Here is a 14,982-nt window from a genome sequence, read left to right as displayed (position 1 = left end):
TGGAGAACGACATGACCACACAAAACCTCAGCGGCAAAGTCGCCTTGATCCAGGGCGGTTCCCGCGGTATCGGCGCCGCCATCGTCAAGCGCCTGGCCGCACAGGGCGCTGCCGTCGCCTTTACCTACGTCAGTTCGGCTGCCAAGGCTGAAGCGTTGCAGAACAGCGTGATCAGCCAAGGCGGCAAAGCCCTGGCGATTCATGCCGACAGCGCCGACGCAGACGCCATCCGCAGCGCCGTCAACGCCACCGTCGAAGCGTTCGGGCGCCTGGATATCCTGGTCAACAACGCAGGCGTGCTGGCCGTCGGCCCGCTGGAAGATTTCAAGCTGGAAGACTTCGACCGCACCCTCGCCATCAACGTACGCAGCGTATTTGTCGCCACCCAGGAAGCCGCGCGGCACATGGGCGAAGGTGGCCGCATCATCAACATCGGCAGCACCAATGCCGATCGCATGCCGTTTGCCGGTGGCGGCCCGTACGCCATGAGCAAATCGGCGCTGGTCGGCCTGACCAAAGGCCTGGCCCGCGACCTGGGCCCACGGGGCATCACCATCAATAACGTGCAGCCAGGCCCGGTGGACACCGACATGAACCCGGCAAGCGGTGATTTCGCCGAAAGCCTGATCGGCTTCATGGCCGTGGGCCGTTATGGCCATGTAGAAGAGATCGCCAGTTTCGTCGCCTATCTGGCAGGCCCTGAGGCCGGCTACATCACCGGCGCCAGCCTGACCATCGACGGTGGTTTCGGCGCCTGAACCAACGCTGCGACATCACACCACGCTCCGACCTTGGTCGACACTGACTAACGCCAAGCATCATGCGAGACTGTTCGCCCGGGCCGGGAATGCCCGGGCGTTCTTATGTCTGGAGTTCTCATGACGCTGTCCAGCGGGCTGATCGCCGCCGTTGCCCTGGCCTATATGGCCATTATGTTTGCCATCGCCTTTTACGGTGACCGTCGCCATGCGCCGCTGCCGCCGCGGATGCGTGCCTGGGTGTATAGCCTGTCGCTGGCGGTGTATTGCACCAGTTGGACATTCTTTGGTGCCGTAGGCCAGGCAGCCGAACAGTTGTGGGCGTTTTTACCGATCTACCTGGGACCGGTGCTGCTGTTGGTGCTCGCGCCGTGGGTCCTGCAGAAGATGGTGCTGATCAGCAAGCAGGAAAACATCACCTCCATCGCCGACTTTATCGCCGCCCGTTACGGCAAATCCCAATCCCTCGCGGTGGTGGTGGCGCTGATCTGCCTGGTGGGCGTCCTGCCTTATATAGCCTTGCAACTCAAAGGCATCGTGCTGGGGGTGAACCTGCTGATCGGCGCCAGCGCCGACACCACGGGCACCCGCTCCCAGGACACGGCGCTGATCGTGTCGCTGGTATTGGCGTTGTTCACCATTGTGTTCGGTACCCGCAACCTGGACGCCACGGAACACCACCGCGGCATGGTGCTGGCGATTGCCTTTGAATCGTTGGTCAAGCTGTTCGCGTTTCTCGCCGTCGGTGCGTTTGTGACCTACGGCCTGTACGACGGTTTCGACGATTTGTTCAGCCAGGCGATGCTCGCGCCACGGCTGGAGGAATACTGGAAAGAGACCGTCAACTGGCCCTCGATGGTGGTGCAGACCGGCGTCGCGATGATGGCGATCATCTGCCTGCCCCGGCAATTCCATGTCACCGTGGTGGAAAATATCGACCCCCAGGACCTGCGCCTGGCCAAGTGGGTATTCCCGGCCTATCTGATCCTGGCCGCCCTGTTTGTGATCCCGATTGCCCTCGGCGGGAAGATGCTGCTGCCGGGTTCGGTATTGCCGGATTCCTACGTGATCAGCCTGCCGTTGGCCGAAGCCCACCCGGCGCTCGCGGTGCTGGCGTTTATCGGCGGCGCTTCGGCGGCTACGGGCATGGTGATCGTCGCGAGCATCGCCCTGTCGACCATGGTCTCCAACGACATGTTGCTGCCCTGGCTGCTGCGCCGTTCCAGTGCCGAGCGGCCGTTCGAAGTGTTCCGTCACTGGATGCTGTCGGTACGCCGGGTGAGCATTGTCATCATCCTGCTGCTGGCTTACGTCAGTTACCGGCTGCTGGGGTCCTCCGCCAGCCTTGCAACCATTGGCCAGATTGCGTTCGCCGCCGTGACCCAACTGGCACCGGCGATGCTGGGTGCGCTGTACTGGAAACAGGCCAACCGGCGCGGCGTGTTTGCCGGATTGGCGGCGGGTACGTTCCTGTGGTTCTACACCTTGGTCCTGCCGGTCACCGCGAAAAGTCTGGGCTGGTCGTTCAGCCTTTTCCCGGGCATGACGTGGCTGCATTCGCATCCGCTGGGCTTGTCGGTAACTTCTCTGACGCTGGGCACCGTATTTTCCCTCGCGGGCAACTTCACGTTGTTCGTGTGGGTCTCGATGTTGTCCCGCACGCGGGTGTCGGAGCATTGGCAGGCCGGGCGTTTTATCGGCCAGGAAATCAGCCAGCGGGCCAGCGCTCGCTCGATGCTTTCGGTGCAGATCAACGACTTGCTCAGCCTGGCAGCGCGGTTTGTCGGTGAAGAACGGGCGCACCAGAGTTTTGTGCGCTTCGCCTACCGGCAAGGCAAAGGTTTCAACCCCAACCAGAACGCCGACAATGACTGGATTGCCCACACCGAACGCCTGTTGGCTGGTGTGCTCGGGGCTTCATCGACCCGCGCAGTGGTGAAAGCCGCCATTGAAGGCAGGGAAATGCAGTTGGAGGACGTAGTTCGCATCGCCGACGAAGCGTCGGAAGTACTGCAGTTCAACCGGGCACTGCTGCAAGGCGCCATCGAAAACATCACCCAGGGCATCAGCGTGGTCGACCAGTCCCTGCGGCTGGTGGCGTGGAACCGGCGGTACCTGGAGCTGTTCAATTACCCCGAAGGCCTGATCAGTGTGGGCCGGCCGATAGCCGACATCATTCGCTACAACGCCGAGCGCGGGCTGTGCGGCCCGGGCGAGGCCGAAGTGCACGTGGCGCGCCGCCTGCACTGGATGCGCCAGGGCCGTGCGCATACCTCCGAGCGGCTGTTTCCCAATGGTCGGGTGATCGAACTGATCGGCAACCCGATGCCGGGTGGCGGGTTTGTGATGAGCTTCACCGACATCACCGCGTTCCGCGAAGCCGAGCAGGCGTTGACCGAGGCCAATGAAGGCCTGGAACAGCGGGTGACCGAGCGAACCCACGAACTGTCGCAACTCAACGTCGCGCTGACCGATGCCAAGGGCGTGGCCGAGACCGCCAGCCAGTCGAAAACCCGGTTCCTCGCAGCGGTCAGTCACGACTTGATGCAACCGTTGAACGCCGCAAGGCTGTTCTCTGCCGCCCTCTCCCACCAGAACGACGGCATGTCGCCGGACGCCCGGCAGTTGGTGCAGCATCTGGACAGCTCGTTGCGTTCGGCAGAAGACCTGATCAGCGACCTGCTGGATATTTCCCGCCTGGAAAACGGCAAGATCAATCCGCAGCGCCAGCCCTTCGTGCTCAATGAACTGTTCGATACGCTAGGCGCCGAGTTCAAGGCTCTGGCTCAGGAGCAGGGTTTGCGCTTCCGCCTGCGGGGCAGCCGTTTGCGGGTCGACAGCGACATCAAGTTGCTGCGGCGGGTGTTGCAGAATTTCCTCACCAACGCATTCCGGTACGCCGACGGGCCGGTGCTATTGGGTGCGCGGCGCCGTCGCGGCGAGTTGTGCCTGGAAGTATGGGACCGTGGTCCCGGGATTCCCCAGGACAAGCAAAAAGTCATCTTCGAGGAATTCAAACGCCTGGACAGTCACCAGACCCGTGCCGAGAAAGGCCTGGGACTGGGCCTGGCGATTGCCGATGGCCTGTGCCGCGTGCTCGGGCACCGCTTGAGCGTGCGTTCATGGCCGGGCAAGGGCAGCGTGTTCAGCGTGCGTGTGCCGTTGGCGCGCACTCAGGTCAGCGCGCCTGCCAAGCCGGCGCAGGAAAGCGGCCAGCCGTTGAGCGGTGCACAGGTGCTGTGTGTGGATAACGAAGAAAGCATCCTGATCGGCATGCGCAGTTTGCTCACGCGCTGGGGCTGTGAAGTCTGGACCGCCCGCGACCAGGCGCAATGTGCCGCGTTGCTGGCCGAGGGTGTGCGGCCGCAACTGGCCCTGGTGGATTACCACCTCGACCACGGCGAGACCGGCACCGAGTTGATGGGCTGGCTGCGGGCACAACTGGCAGAGCCGATTCCGGGTGTGGTGATCAGTGCCGACGGGCGGCCGGAGATGGTGGCCCAGGTGCATGCGGCAGGGTTGGATTACCTGGCCAAGCCGGTGAAGCCGGCGGCGTTGCGGGCCTTGTTGAGCCGGCACCTGCCGCTTTAGCCCATGTGGGAGCTGGCTTGCCTGCGATGGCATCGCCTCGGTGTATCTGGAGGAACGAGGCGCCTGCATCGCAGGCAAGCCAGCTCCCACAGAGACCGGTGACTATTCTGGCAACTGCGCCACGCCGTCTTCATCGGTCATCGCCCGTTCCAGCAGGTCGGCCGGCAGGCTTTTGCTGGCGCGGGCGCCGAGCAGCTTCAGTTGCTCGGTACGGCTCACCAGGTTTCCGCGTCCGTCGGTCAGCTTGTTGCGCGCTGCGCTGTAGGCTTTGTCCAACTGCTGCAGGCGGTTGCCTACCTCGTCCAGGTCCTGGATAAACAGCACGAACTTGTCGTACAGCCAACCGGCGCGCTCGGCAATTTCCCGGGCGTTCTGGCTTTGCCGTTCCTGTTTCCACAGGCTGTCGATCACCCGCAAGGTGGCCAACAGCGTGGTCGGGCTGACGATCACGATGTTGCGGTCGAAGGCTTCCTGGAACAGGTTCGGCTCGGCTTGAAGCGCCGCCGAAAATGCGGCTTCAATGGGCACGAACAGCAGCACGAAATCCAGGCTGTGCAGGCCTTCCAGACGTTTGTAGTCCTTGCCGGCCAGGCCTTTGACGTGGTTGCGCAAGGACAGTACGTGCTGCTTGAGGGCTGCCTGGCCGATCGCCTGGTCGTCCTCGGCGACGTACTGTTGATAGGCGGTCAGGCTGACCTTGGAGTCCACCACTACCTGCTTGTCCCCCGGCAGCATGATCAACACGTCGGGCTGGAAGCGTTCGCCGTCCGGGCCTTTGAGGTTGACCTGGGTCTGGTACTCGCGGCCCTTTTCCAGACCGGCATGTTCCAGCACCCGCTCCAGGATCAACTCGCCCCAGTTGCCCTGGGTTTTCTGGCCCTTGAGGGCGCGGGTCAGGTTGGTGGCTTCATCGGACAGGCGCAGGTTCAGCTGTTGCAGGCGCTCCAGCTCCTTGGCCAGGGAAAACCGCTCGCGGGCTTCGCTCTGGTAGCTTTCTTCGACGCGCTTTTCGAACGACTGGATGCGCTCCTTGAGCGGGTCGAGCAATTGGCCGAGGCGCTGCTGGCTGGTTTCGGCGAAGCGTTGCTCGCGCTCGTCGAAGATCTTCCCGGCGAGTTCAGCGAACTGCGCGCGCAGCTCATCACGGGAACCTTGCAGGTCGCTGAGGCGTTGCTGATGGCTTTCCTGTTGCTCGCGCAATTCGGCGCGCAGGGACGCGGACAAGGCATCCAGGCGGCGCAGTTCGGTTTCCTTGGCGGAACGGTCGAGGTTCCAGGCGTGGGCGGCGTCGCGGGCGTTGTCACGGTCGATCTGCAGCAGTTCGACTTCCCGGCGCACGGCGGCCAAATCAGCCTGTTTGGCAGCGTTGGCCTGGCTCAGGTCGCTGATTTCGTCACGGCTGGCGTCCAACTGCGCGGCGAGCCCTTCCTGGGCCAGTTGTGCGGTGGCCAGGCGCTCTTCGAGCAATTCCCAGCCGGCCATTCGCGCGCTCAGTCGGCGCTGAATCTGCCAGCACAGCCCCAACAGCGGCAACCCAGCAGCGGCGAGACCCAGCACAACACTGGTCCAGTCAAAAGCCATAGCGATTCCTGCCGTCACCCGAAAAGAAGAAGGTTAACCAAGCCAGCGCATTGAGGACAGCTCAGTCTTCGATCTGGCCCAGTTCACGCTGGGCGATGCGGTCACCGGCGCGGGCGGCCTGGCGCAGCAGTTCGTGGCCGATACGGCGGTCGCGGGCATTGCCGCACTCGCGGCACATCAACTGGCCCAGACGGCTTTGCGCCACCACCACGCCAGCACGAGCCGGTTGCTTGAGCAAATGCCCTGCAAAATGTTTGACGTTGGGGCTGTGGCCCAGGCGCGGGCTGTCGAGCAACCACAAGGCAACTTTCAGGGAAAAACGCTTGGGTGCGGTAACAACCTGAGGGCTGTCGGTAACAGAAGGTGATACTGAGCGAAACTTCATAAAGCACTGTGGGACAGAACGGAAGGCGCGCCACTCTACTCTTTTTTTCGTACAGGTAAAGCTGAAAAAAGCCTGCACGCCCGTTCTAGAGCAAGCGCTTGGGACAATCCACAGAAGCTGTGGATAACTCAGTGGACAACCGTTTTGTAAGTCCCGCAAAGGCCCATGGAACGGGGGCCGCAGTCAAACTGACGATTTTTTCACCAATAAAAAAAAGCTCGATTTTTCATTGACTTAAATTTTAGTTGCAGGCACCCGGGCGCTTTGCGGGGCGTATGTCAGTTCAGTTACACAGGGCGCCACCAATGTGCACAACTACCCACTTGCCGGTTATATCAACCGGGTTTTTTGCTCAGACAGCGGCTGAGGAATGTTACCGCAGGCCCAGGGCACGAAAAGTTTTTTGCCTAGCACACTTCCTTTCATCGTTTCAATCCGTTACTATCCGCGGCGTTAGTACCAAGCTGAAAGTCAATTCTGGTCGAACAACTCCCTCACGGCACCGCCGACAAAAAGGGATCGACCACCTCGATGGTTTCCAGGTATCACTTGCGACGACACGGCCTTTGAACAATGCAAAGGGTGTCGCGAAGTTTCCATACTCTGAAAGAACCAACCTGCAAATTGATCAGGATCTTCACCCCGGGCCCAGAACCTTTGCCCCTGTTGTGTTGCCTGCCCTCCTAAGTACCTACCTGCCAGCCCAAGCGCGCCAACTTAATAGCGCTTCAAACTGGCTGCTTTGTTCCAGTCGGGTTCTTCGTTCGATCAATGGTGATCAACGTCACTGGAACGTTTTAACGTTGCACGGTTCTTAACCGTGTCATTTGTAGGAACACCAATAATATGTCCACTCAAATCCACACTCAGGATGCCATTCGCACCCTCACCAACGCTTTTGCACCAATGAACTGCCTGATCATGGCCGCTCGCAAAGGCTGCTTCAGCTTTACCCTGGTCAACGAACACGGCATCGCTCGTCACAGCGAACGCCTGTACCCCGATCAATACTCCAGCGCAGAACCGCTGCAGGCCGTGATCGATCGTACTCGCCAGGCACTTGTTGCCTGATCGACCCGAATCGCTGAAACACAAAAACCCCGGTTAAAACCCGGGGTTTTTTATTGCCTGAAATTCAGGCGCGCTAAGTTTAAATTGATATAAACGATATAACTAAATGATGAAAATATTTTAAAAACAGTCCTTTACATCGTAAATATGACACTACACTTCAACTCAAGCGGCATGATCCGCTTCCGGCGGACCTGAGATCCGATTCACCGCTGCCAAGCCCTCGCTCAGGTATCGCCGATTAATTTCATGGATTGAGGCATTTATGGGCATCGCCGCCAGCGAATTGTGTCGTTATGTGATCCGGCCCACCCTGCTTTACCTGGGTCGCCATAACCAGACGGCTGAATCCCTGCTGCTGGGCATCGCCGCCAGCCAGTCGGCGCTCGGCTCAGCCCTGCACGACCGCCGCGGCCATGGCCTCTACAGCATCACCGAGCCGCGCCATCGCGCGCTGTGGGATAACTATCTGGCGCTGGACCCCGAGCGCGCCAGCCTGGTACGCGGACTCGCCAGCCAGCATGCCTTCCTCAGCGGGCCGCAGCTTGAGCTGACGGTCAACCTGCGTTACGCCACCGCCATCGCCTGGCTGCTGGTGGAACAACACCGCCCAAACCTGCCACCGGCCGACGACGTATTGGCGATGGCACGTATCTGGAAAGAAATATTTCACCCTCAAGGCCGGCTCCGGGATTTCACCCAGGCCTGGCAAACCTGTGTTTCACCCATGAATCACGTCGCCTGTTGACCGGGCGATTTGCAAGATTCGGCTAAAAACGTTGATTTTGGTCGGATTGTCCTACAAAACCGCTCTATCTCCTGTGTTTGAGCCTATAGCGCAAACATAAATTTATTGTTACTTTCCGCAGCGGTGATCACCACGGAGTTCTAATAATGAAAAAAGTAATGCTCAAGACGACACTTAGCCTCGCCGTTGCAATGGCATCCTCCCAAGTGTTCGCGAGCGGCTTCGCCCTCAACGAACAAGACGTTGCCGGGATGGGTACCGGTTTTGCGGGACGTTCTTCATCTGCCGATAACGCAAGCACTGTTTATGGCAACCCTGCCGGTATGGCTCGCCTTGAAGGCCAGCAAATCACGGGTGGTGTTGCAGCCATCGATGCCTCGACCGACATCAAAGATGCCGGCGGCCGTTCCAGGGGCACCAACAAAGGCGACATGGTGCCCTTCACCGGCGTACCGTTCGGCTTCTACACCAACAAACTCAACGATCAGTGGGCTGTCGGCTTTGGTGTTTACGCACCGTTCGGCCTGGTGACTGATTATGAACGCGGCTTCCAGGGCAGCGGGTTCGGCAGCTACAGCAAAGTATCTGTAATCACTCTGCAGCCAACGGTCAGCTACGCATTCAACGACCGGGTTTCCATCGGTTTCGGTCCTACCATCAACCGGATCTCCGGCAAGCTGGAGTCCGAACTGACCCTGAACCCTGCCGTGCCTTCGACCAACGTCACGATCAAGGGCGACGATACCGCCATTGGTTTCAACGTCGGCGTACTGGTACAGGCCACCGATACCACGCGCGTCGGCCTGACCTACCACTCCAAGGTCAGCTACAAGCTTGACGGCCACACCGAGGTGACAGCGCCTGCCCCGACTGCCGGTGCCATTGGCAGTGGCCGCTACGACGCCTCGCTGAGCATCGACACGCCAGAATCTTACGACCTGTCGGTAACCCAGGACCTGACTGACGCCTGGAAACTCTATGGCGGTGCGACCTGGACCCGCTGGAGCCGCCTGAAAGACATCACTGTCAAGAACCAGGGTGTAACGGGCGCCAACGGCTTCCTCGCACCGTCGGTCATCGGCACTATCACTGAACCTCAGAACTGGCACGACACCTGGGCCTACGCCCTTGGTACTTCGTACCAGGTCACCAAGCAAGTGGTACTGCGTACCGGCCTGACTTTCGACCAGTCGCCAACCAACAACACTGACCGTTCCCCACGTATTCCTACTGGCGACCGGACCATCTTCAGTGTGGGCCTGGGTTATGCGGTGATGGATAACATGACTGTCGACCTGGCTTATTCCTACCTCAAGGAAGAGCCGGTCAAAGTCAACAAGTCCAATGCACTGGGTTCCTACAGCGCCAAGTACGAAAACAGCGCCAACGGTTTCGGCCTGGGCGTGACGTACAAGTTCTGATGTAAAGCGGCACAAAAAAGCCCCGCACTCTTGCAAAAGAGGCGGGGCTTTTTAGTGGGTGCCCATCAGGGTTTCGAAGCCAGCGCCTCTTCCACCGCCTTGATCAGGTCCGGGCTATCCGGCTTGGTCAGGCTGGAGAAGTTGGCGATCACCTTGCCCTGGCGGTCCACCACGTACTTGTAGAAATTCCACTTCGGCGCACTGCTCTGCTGCGCCAGGATCTTGAACAGATGCACCGCGTCCGGGCCCTTGACCTTCTGTGGTTCGGTCATGGTGAAGGTCACGCCGTAATTAACGTAACAAACCTTGGCAGTTTCCTCCCCGGTCTTGGCTTCCTGCTTGAAGTCATCGGACGGCACGCCAATCACTTCCAGCCCCTGGCCCTTGTAGCGCTGGTACAACGCTTCAAGCCCTTTGAACTGCGGCGCAAACCCGCAGAAGCTGGCGGTGTTGACGATCAGCAGCGGCTTGCCGGCAAAGCGCTGGCACAGGTCGATGGATTCCTTGGCGCGCAGCTTGGGCAACTGGCCTTCAAGCAACGGCGGGCAATCGGCAGCCATGGCGACACCGCCAAAAGCCACCATCAGAGCGGGTACTGCGAACCAGCGCATCTGCATGTGAGGTGTCCTTGAAAAGTCTCAGACACAGAACTTAACAGATCGCCATGCCCAACTGCATCAATGCCAGGCCGCCCTGTTGCCAGCCCCACCACGCCAGCAGCAGCAAGAGTCCTGCTCCTGCTGCGCCGAGCCAATGCCAGGTCGAATTCATGCCACCCCCATTTTCGCCTGCAAACGTGCCACCGGGCGCTCGCGCACCGGCCAGTTCAGCGCCGCTGCCACCAGGCTCAGGACGATTGCCACCTGCCAGATCAAATCGTAGCTGCCGGTTCGATCATAGACCACCCCGCCCAACCAGCCGCCGAGGAACGAGCCCAGTTGATGGAACAGGAACACGATCCCACCTAGCATGGAAAGGTTTCTGACACCAAACAAGGTCGCGACCGTGCCGTTGGTCAGTGGCACCGTGGACAGCCACAGGAAGCCCATCGCCATGCCGAACAGGTAGGCGCTGGTCTGCGTCACCGGCGCCCACAGGAAGATCACAATCACCACCGCCCGCAGCAGGTACAAACCGGTCAACAAACGGGGTTTGGACATGCGCCCGCCGAGCCATCCGGCGGTATAGGTGCCAAAGATATTGAACAGGCCGATCAATGCCAGCACGGTCGTCCCCACCGAGGCCGGCAAGTGCTGGTCCACCAGGTACGACGGCAAGTGCACGCCGATAAACACCACCTGGAAACCGCAGACAAAAAAGCCGAACGCCAGCAGCCAGAACCCTGAATGGGAGCAGGCCTCACCCAAGGCTTCGCGCAAGGTCTGCTGGCCAGCCACCGCAGGCAACGGTCGATCCTTGAGCATGGTCACCAACGGCACGATCAGCGCCACCATCAGGCCCAGCACCAGCAACGCGGCGGACCAGCCAAGCCAGCCGATCAAACCGAGGGTGCCCGGCAACATGGCGAACTGGCCGAACGAGCCGGCGGCGCTGGCGATACCCATGGCCATGCTGCGTTTTTCCGGCGCCACGGCACGCCCCACGACGCCGAGGATCACCGAGAACGAGGTGCCCGACAGGCCAATGCCGATCAGCAACCCGGCACTCAGGGACAGCGACCACGCCGAATCCGAAAGGCCCATGAACACCAGGCCCAGCGCGTAAAGCACACCACCGATCATCACCACCTTGGCGGCGCCGAAGCGGTCGGCCAGGGCGCCGGTAAATGGCTGTGCCAGGCCCCAGATCAGGTTTTGCAGGGCGATGGCAAAGGCAAAGGTTTCACGGCCCCAGCCGAATTCGGCACTCATGGGCGCCAGGAACAGGCCGAAGCCATGTCGCACGCCGAGGGACAACGCGAGGATCAGCGCACTCCCCACAAGAATCCAGCCGCTGGTGCGCCACATCGAGGTCATTTCTTATTCTCCGTTCGCGGGTATATACCCGCTTATCATCGAACAAACTCGCGTCAAGCGAGTTCATCCAGCAAGGCCAACAGGGTTTCGCGCTTTTCGGCGCCCAACTTATCAATCAATTTCTGCTGCGCCGCTTCCCAGGCCGGCAATGCGGCGGCGAGCCGTTCGATACCCGCCTCGGTCAGCAAGACCAGGCGGTTGCGCAAGTCATCGCCCTCCACCAACTGCACCAGGCCCTCGCCTTCCAGCACCCGCAGGTTGCGCCCCAGTGTGCTGCGATCCAGGCCCATGGCGTCGGCCAGGCTGGAAATGCTCGGTTGATCGAGGCGCTGCAGATTACACAGCAAAGAATACTGGGCAACGTTGATCCCGAAGCCGTCGAGAGCGCCGTCGTAATGCCTGCTGACGCCACGAGCGGCGCGACGCAGGTTTGTGCATAAACATTGGGAGGCAAGCATGGAGCGTGTATATACCCGGGATTAATGAAATGCAAGAAAGTGTTACAGCACCAGACTGATCAACACCGCCACTTCCAGCAGCTCCAACAGCGCGCCGGCGGTGTCGCCGGTGGTGCCGCCGAGGCGATTGACCATCAATTGGCGCAAGCCGATAAAACAAAGGGCAGCCACCAGCACGGCAATCCCGCCACTGAAACCGCCGATCAAGATACACGCCAGACCACTGAGGATCAGCACCTGTTGGCCGACGATCCGTGGCAAATGATCCGCCAGGGCCTGCCCCAGACCACCGGCGCGCACATAGCGCGTGGTGAGAAACAGCGCCAGCATCGAAGCGCGGCCAATCAACGGTGCGAGGATCAGCGCGGCGCCGTTGTGCTGCTCGATCAATGCCACCAGCGCGGTGAATTTGAGCAGCAACACCAGGCCCAGGGTGACCACCGCGATCGGGCCGCTGCGCGGGTCTTTCATGATGGTCAGGGTGCGCTCGCGGTCACCGAAGCCACCGAGCCAGGCGTCGGCGCTGTCGGCCAGGCCGTCCAGATGCAGGCCGCCACTGAGCAACACCCACGCGGTCAACAGCAGCGCGGCGTGCAGCAGCAATGGCGCGCCCATCAACACGGCGTTCAAGCCCCACAGCAGTAGCCCGAACAGCAGCCCCACCACCGGATAAAACAGCAACGAACGCCCCAGTTCCTGGGGTTGCGGCATGCCCGGCAAGCGAATCGGCAGGCTGCTGAGAAACTGCAAGGCGATCCAGAACGGCAACATGCTCAGCGTCCTTCCCTTAATACGCCATCCGCCTCGACCTGCAGGCTGAACAGGCCACCATGGCCGACTTCGACATTCAACAGTTGCTCACGCGGCAGGCCTCGCGCCTGGGCCAGCAGCAAACGCATGACTCCACCATGGCTGATCAGCAGCACTCGCTGGCCGGCATAAGCTTGATACAAGCGGCCGACAGCCCCCAAAACACGCGCGGAAAACTGTGAAACCGGCTCGCCCTGCGGCGGCGTGAAACTGTAGGGATCAGCCCAGAACAGGCCCAGCGCGTCGGCGTCGGTTTCCATCAAGGCTGCAGCGCTCTGCCCTTCCCAGGCGCCGAAGTGCAGTTCCTGCAGATCCTTTTCGAGGGTGACCGGCAGGTTCAGGCGCGTGCCCAACTCCTCGGCAAACCGCGCACAACGTTGCAGCGGCGAACTGACCAGACGCTCCCAAGGGCCCTGCGCCACCACCGCCTCACGCATCTGCTCCCAGCCCTTGGCCGTGAGCGCATCGTCCAGGCTGCCGCGCAAGCCGCCGCCCAGTTCGGTTTCGCCGTGGCGCAGCAGGTCCAGGCGCAAAGTCATGCCGGGCGATCCGCTACGGCTGCTTCGGCGAAGGTCGCCATCTGCCCGTGCAGCGCGCAGGCCAGGCGCAGCAACGGCACAGCGAGCGCGGCGCCACTGCCTTCACCCAGGCGCAGCCCGAGTTCCAGCAAAGGCTCGGCGTTGAGGCTTTGCAGCACGTGACGATGGCCGGGCTCGGCACCGCGGTGGCCGAACAGCAGCCATTCACGACAGCCGGGGTTCAGGCGCGTGGCGACCAAGGCGGCGACGGTGCAGATAAAACCGTCCACCAGCACCACGACCCCTTCTTGAGCGCAGGCCAGGTAGGCGCCGACCAGCGCGGCAATTTCAAAGCCGCCGAGGTTGAACAGGGTTTTCAGTGCGTCGTCGCGGTCGCTGGCGTGCAGCGCAAGGGCGCGCTCGATGACGGCGACCTTGTGGCTGACACCCTGGGCGTTCAGGCCGGTGCCGGGGCCGGTCAGGTCGCTGACCTGGCAATCCAGCAGCGCGCAGGCCAGGGCACTGGCGGCGGTGGTGTTGCCGATGCCCATTTCGCCACCGATAAACAGTTGCGCACCGCTGGTGATAGCGCGGTGCACGCTGTCGCGGCCGGCTTGCAGGGCCAGTTGGCCCTGGGCTTCGGTCATTGCCGGGCCGTTGACGAAGTTGGCGGTGCCGAGACCGATATTCAGGTGGCGGACGCCCGGTAGGTTCAACGTCGGGGTGATGGTGCCGAGGTCGACCACTTCCAGCTTGGCGTCGAGTTGGCGCGCAAGCACGCTGATGGCGGCGCCACCGGTGACGAAGTTGTGAAGCATCTGGCCGGTGACTTCCTGGGGGAAGGCGGAGACACCTTCGGCGACGACGCCGTGGTCGCCGGCGAAGATCGCGATCCACAGGTGGTCGACGCTGGGTTTGACCTGGCCCTGGAGGCCGGCCAGTTGGACGGCCACGGCTTCCAGCCGGCCGAGGGAGCCGGCGGGCTTGGTCAGTTGCTGCTGGCGGGCCAGGGCTTGTTCGTGGGCTTGGGGGTCGATCGCCTTGCAGGGGTTGAGCCACCAGGTGTCGGTCATAACGCAGTACCTTTCAAAGTCAGGGGCAGGCCGGCGACGGTCAGGACAACGCGCTGACAACGTTCGGCCAAGGCTTGATGCAGCCAACCGGCTTCATCGACATAGCGGCGAGTCAATTCGCCCAGCGGGACGACACCCATTCCGGTCTCGTTGCTGACAAAAATGATTTCTCCTGGGAGGGTGGCCAGGGTTTGGAGCAAGGCCTCACGCTCTTCTTTGAGACGGTCGGGGTCTTCGAGCATCAGCAGGTTGGTGAGCCATAGGGTCAGGCAGTCAACCAGCAGGCAATGGTTCGGGGTGGCGTTTTCCTTGAGGACACGGGCCAGTTCGATGGGCTCTTCGATCAGGCCCCATTCGGTCGGGCGCCGCTCGCGGTGGTGGGCGACGCGTGCGGTCATTTCGCCGTCCAGGGGTTGGCTGGTCGCTATGTAGGTGACGCTTAGGCCGCTGTCGGTGGCGAGTTTTTCAGCCAGGCGGCTTTTGCCGGAGCGGGCGCCGCCGAGGATCAACTGGAGCAAGGGGTGTGCCTCTGTTTTTGACGGTGTGTATATCCGTTATTTCGGTAACGGCATCTATTGGTTCCGCTCTTACA

The 14,982-nt window shown here is 61.4% G+C and carries 14 protein-coding genes; 5 read left to right on the top strand and 9 right to left on the bottom strand.

The features are described from left to right. The first annotated feature begins 11 nt into the window (after positions 1–11). Together HX873_RS01145 and HX873_RS01140 are read left to right on the top strand one after the other, a co-directional pair. Positions 12–758, top strand: a complete 747-nt coding sequence (locus tag HX873_RS01145; RefSeq protein WP_177019643.1) for a 3-oxoacyl-ACP reductase family protein — start codon at positions 12–14, stop codon at positions 756–758. A gap of 120 nt (positions 759–878) precedes the next feature. Next, positions 879–4,349, top strand: coding sequence for a PAS domain-containing hybrid sensor histidine kinase/response regulator (locus HX873_RS01140; RefSeq protein WP_102368351.1), 3,471 nt, complete (start codon positions 879–881; stop codon positions 4,347–4,349). A 102-nt stretch (positions 4,350–4,451) separates the two neighbouring features. Here HX873_RS01140 and rmuC read toward each other — a convergent pair whose 3' ends face one another. After that, positions 4,452–5,816 (bottom strand): DNA recombination protein RmuC, encoded by a 1,365-nt coding sequence (rmuC, locus tag HX873_RS01135; RefSeq protein ID WP_173406092.1) that lies wholly within the window; start codon positions 5,814–5,816, stop codon positions 4,452–4,454. A 175-nt stretch (positions 5,817–5,991) separates the two neighbouring features. Further along, complete coding sequence (locus HX873_RS01130; protein ID WP_023659092.1) at positions 5,992–6,315, bottom strand: sel1 repeat family protein; 324 nt, start codon at positions 6,313–6,315, stop codon at positions 5,992–5,994. Positions 6,316–7,161: 846 nt separating this feature from the next. On the opposite strand from HX873_RS01130, the gene HX873_RS01125 reads away from it, so the two are divergent. From HX873_RS01125 to HX873_RS01115, 3 genes are all read left to right on the top strand, one after another. Further along, positions 7,162–7,386: a hypothetical protein gene (locus HX873_RS01125; RefSeq protein ID WP_003214941.1), complete on the top strand. Its 225-nt coding sequence runs from the start codon at positions 7,162–7,164 to the stop codon at positions 7,384–7,386. A 265-nt stretch (positions 7,387–7,651) separates the two neighbouring features. Continuing rightward, on the top strand, positions 7,652–8,134 hold the full coding sequence (locus tag HX873_RS01120) for a hypothetical protein (RefSeq protein ID WP_087695206.1): 483 nt from the start codon (positions 7,652–7,654) through the stop codon (positions 8,132–8,134). A gap of 146 nt (positions 8,135–8,280) precedes the next feature. Then, positions 8,281–9,555 carry an OmpP1/FadL family transporter gene (locus HX873_RS01115; protein WP_177122266.1) on the top strand — a complete coding sequence of 425 codons (1,275 nt, stop codon included), beginning with the start codon at positions 8,281–8,283 and terminating at the stop codon, positions 9,553–9,555. A gap of 65 nt (positions 9,556–9,620) precedes the next feature. On the opposite strand, the gene HX873_RS01110 is transcribed toward HX873_RS01115, so the two are convergent. The 7 genes from HX873_RS01110 to cobU all read right to left on the bottom strand — a co-directional run bounded on the left by HX873_RS01110 (position 9,621) and on the right by cobU (position 14,908). After that, positions 9,621–10,172: a glutathione peroxidase gene (locus HX873_RS01110; RefSeq protein WP_177015439.1), complete on the bottom strand. Its 552-nt coding sequence runs from the start codon at positions 10,170–10,172 to the stop codon at positions 9,621–9,623. Between the two features lie 150 nt (positions 10,173–10,322). After that, complete coding sequence (locus tag HX873_RS01105) at positions 10,323–11,522, bottom strand: MFS transporter (protein ID WP_177008978.1); 1,200 nt, start codon at positions 11,520–11,522, stop codon at positions 10,323–10,325. Positions 11,523–11,584: 62 nt separating this feature from the next. Next, positions 11,585–11,989 (bottom strand): MarR family winged helix-turn-helix transcriptional regulator, encoded by a 405-nt coding sequence (locus HX873_RS01100; protein WP_003214925.1) that lies wholly within the window; start codon positions 11,987–11,989, stop codon positions 11,585–11,587. A gap of 42 nt (positions 11,990–12,031) precedes the next feature. Next, the gene (locus HX873_RS01095) at positions 12,032–12,760 is read right to left on the bottom strand and encodes an adenosylcobinamide-GDP ribazoletransferase (protein WP_003214923.1); all 729 of its coding nucleotides are present in this window, start codon (positions 12,758–12,760) and stop codon (positions 12,032–12,034) included. 2 nt (positions 12,761–12,762) lie between these two features. Continuing rightward, positions 12,763–13,338 carry an alpha-ribazole phosphatase family protein gene (gene cobC / locus HX873_RS01090; RefSeq protein WP_102368349.1) on the bottom strand — a complete coding sequence of 192 codons (576 nt, stop codon included), beginning with the start codon at positions 13,336–13,338 and terminating at the stop codon, positions 12,763–12,765. After that, the gene (gene cobT / locus HX873_RS01085; RefSeq protein ID WP_177122265.1) at positions 13,335–14,390 is read right to left on the bottom strand and encodes a nicotinate-nucleotide--dimethylbenzimidazole phosphoribosyltransferase; all 1,056 of its coding nucleotides are present in this window, start codon (positions 14,388–14,390) and stop codon (positions 13,335–13,337) included. The genes cobC and cobT overlap by 4 nt, the downstream gene beginning before the upstream one ends. Then, on the bottom strand, positions 14,387–14,908 hold the full coding sequence (gene cobU, locus HX873_RS01080) for a bifunctional adenosylcobinamide kinase/adenosylcobinamide-phosphate guanylyltransferase (RefSeq protein ID WP_102368348.1): 522 nt from the start codon (positions 14,906–14,908) through the stop codon (positions 14,387–14,389). Before cobU ends, cobT begins: the two co-directional genes overlap by 4 nt. Between the last annotated feature and the right edge of the window lie 74 nt (positions 14,909–14,982).

It is taken from the genome of Pseudomonas sp. P7758 (genome assembly GCF_013386485.1).
Taxonomy (GTDB): domain Bacteria; phylum Pseudomonadota; class Gammaproteobacteria; order Pseudomonadales; family Pseudomonadaceae; genus Aquipseudomonas.
Note: the sequence above shows the minus strand (reverse complement) of the source record. Positions and strands in the feature narration are given on the sequence as shown.

Coding starts and splice junctions, on each gene's coding strand:
- HX873_RS01145 (WP_177019643.1), top strand. CDS start 12: ATGACCACACAAAACCTCAGCGGCAAAGTCGCCTTGATCCAGGGCGGT.
- HX873_RS01140 (WP_102368351.1), top strand. CDS start 879: ATGACGCTGTCCAGCGGGCTGATCGCCGCCGTTGCCCTGGCCTATATG.
- HX873_RS01130 (WP_023659092.1), bottom strand. CDS start 6,315: ATGAAGTTTCGCTCAGTATCACCTTCTGTTACCGACAGCCCTCAGGTT.
- HX873_RS01125 (WP_003214941.1), top strand. CDS start 7,162: ATGTCCACTCAAATCCACACTCAGGATGCCATTCGCACCCTCACCAAC.
- HX873_RS01120 (WP_087695206.1), top strand. CDS start 7,652: ATGGGCATCGCCGCCAGCGAATTGTGTCGTTATGTGATCCGGCCCACC.
- HX873_RS01115 (WP_177122266.1), top strand. CDS start 8,281: ATGAAAAAAGTAATGCTCAAGACGACACTTAGCCTCGCCGTTGCAATG.
- HX873_RS01110 (WP_177015439.1), bottom strand. CDS start 10,172: ATGCAGATGCGCTGGTTCGCAGTACCCGCTCTGATGGTGGCTTTTGGC.
- HX873_RS01105 (WP_177008978.1), bottom strand. CDS start 11,522: ATGTGGCGCACCAGCGGCTGGATTCTTGTGGGGAGTGCGCTGATCCTC.
- HX873_RS01100 (WP_003214925.1), bottom strand. CDS start 11,989: ATGCTTGCCTCCCAATGTTTATGCACAAACCTGCGTCGCGCCGCTCGT.
- HX873_RS01095 (WP_003214923.1), bottom strand. CDS start 12,760: ATGTTGCCGTTCTGGATCGCCTTGCAGTTTCTCAGCAGCCTGCCGATT.
- cobC (WP_102368349.1), bottom strand. CDS start 13,338: ATGACTTTGCGCCTGGACCTGCTGCGCCACGGCGAAACCGAACTGGGC.
- cobT (WP_177122265.1), bottom strand. CDS start 14,390: ATGACCGACACCTGGTGGCTCAACCCCTGCAAGGCGATCGACCCCCAA.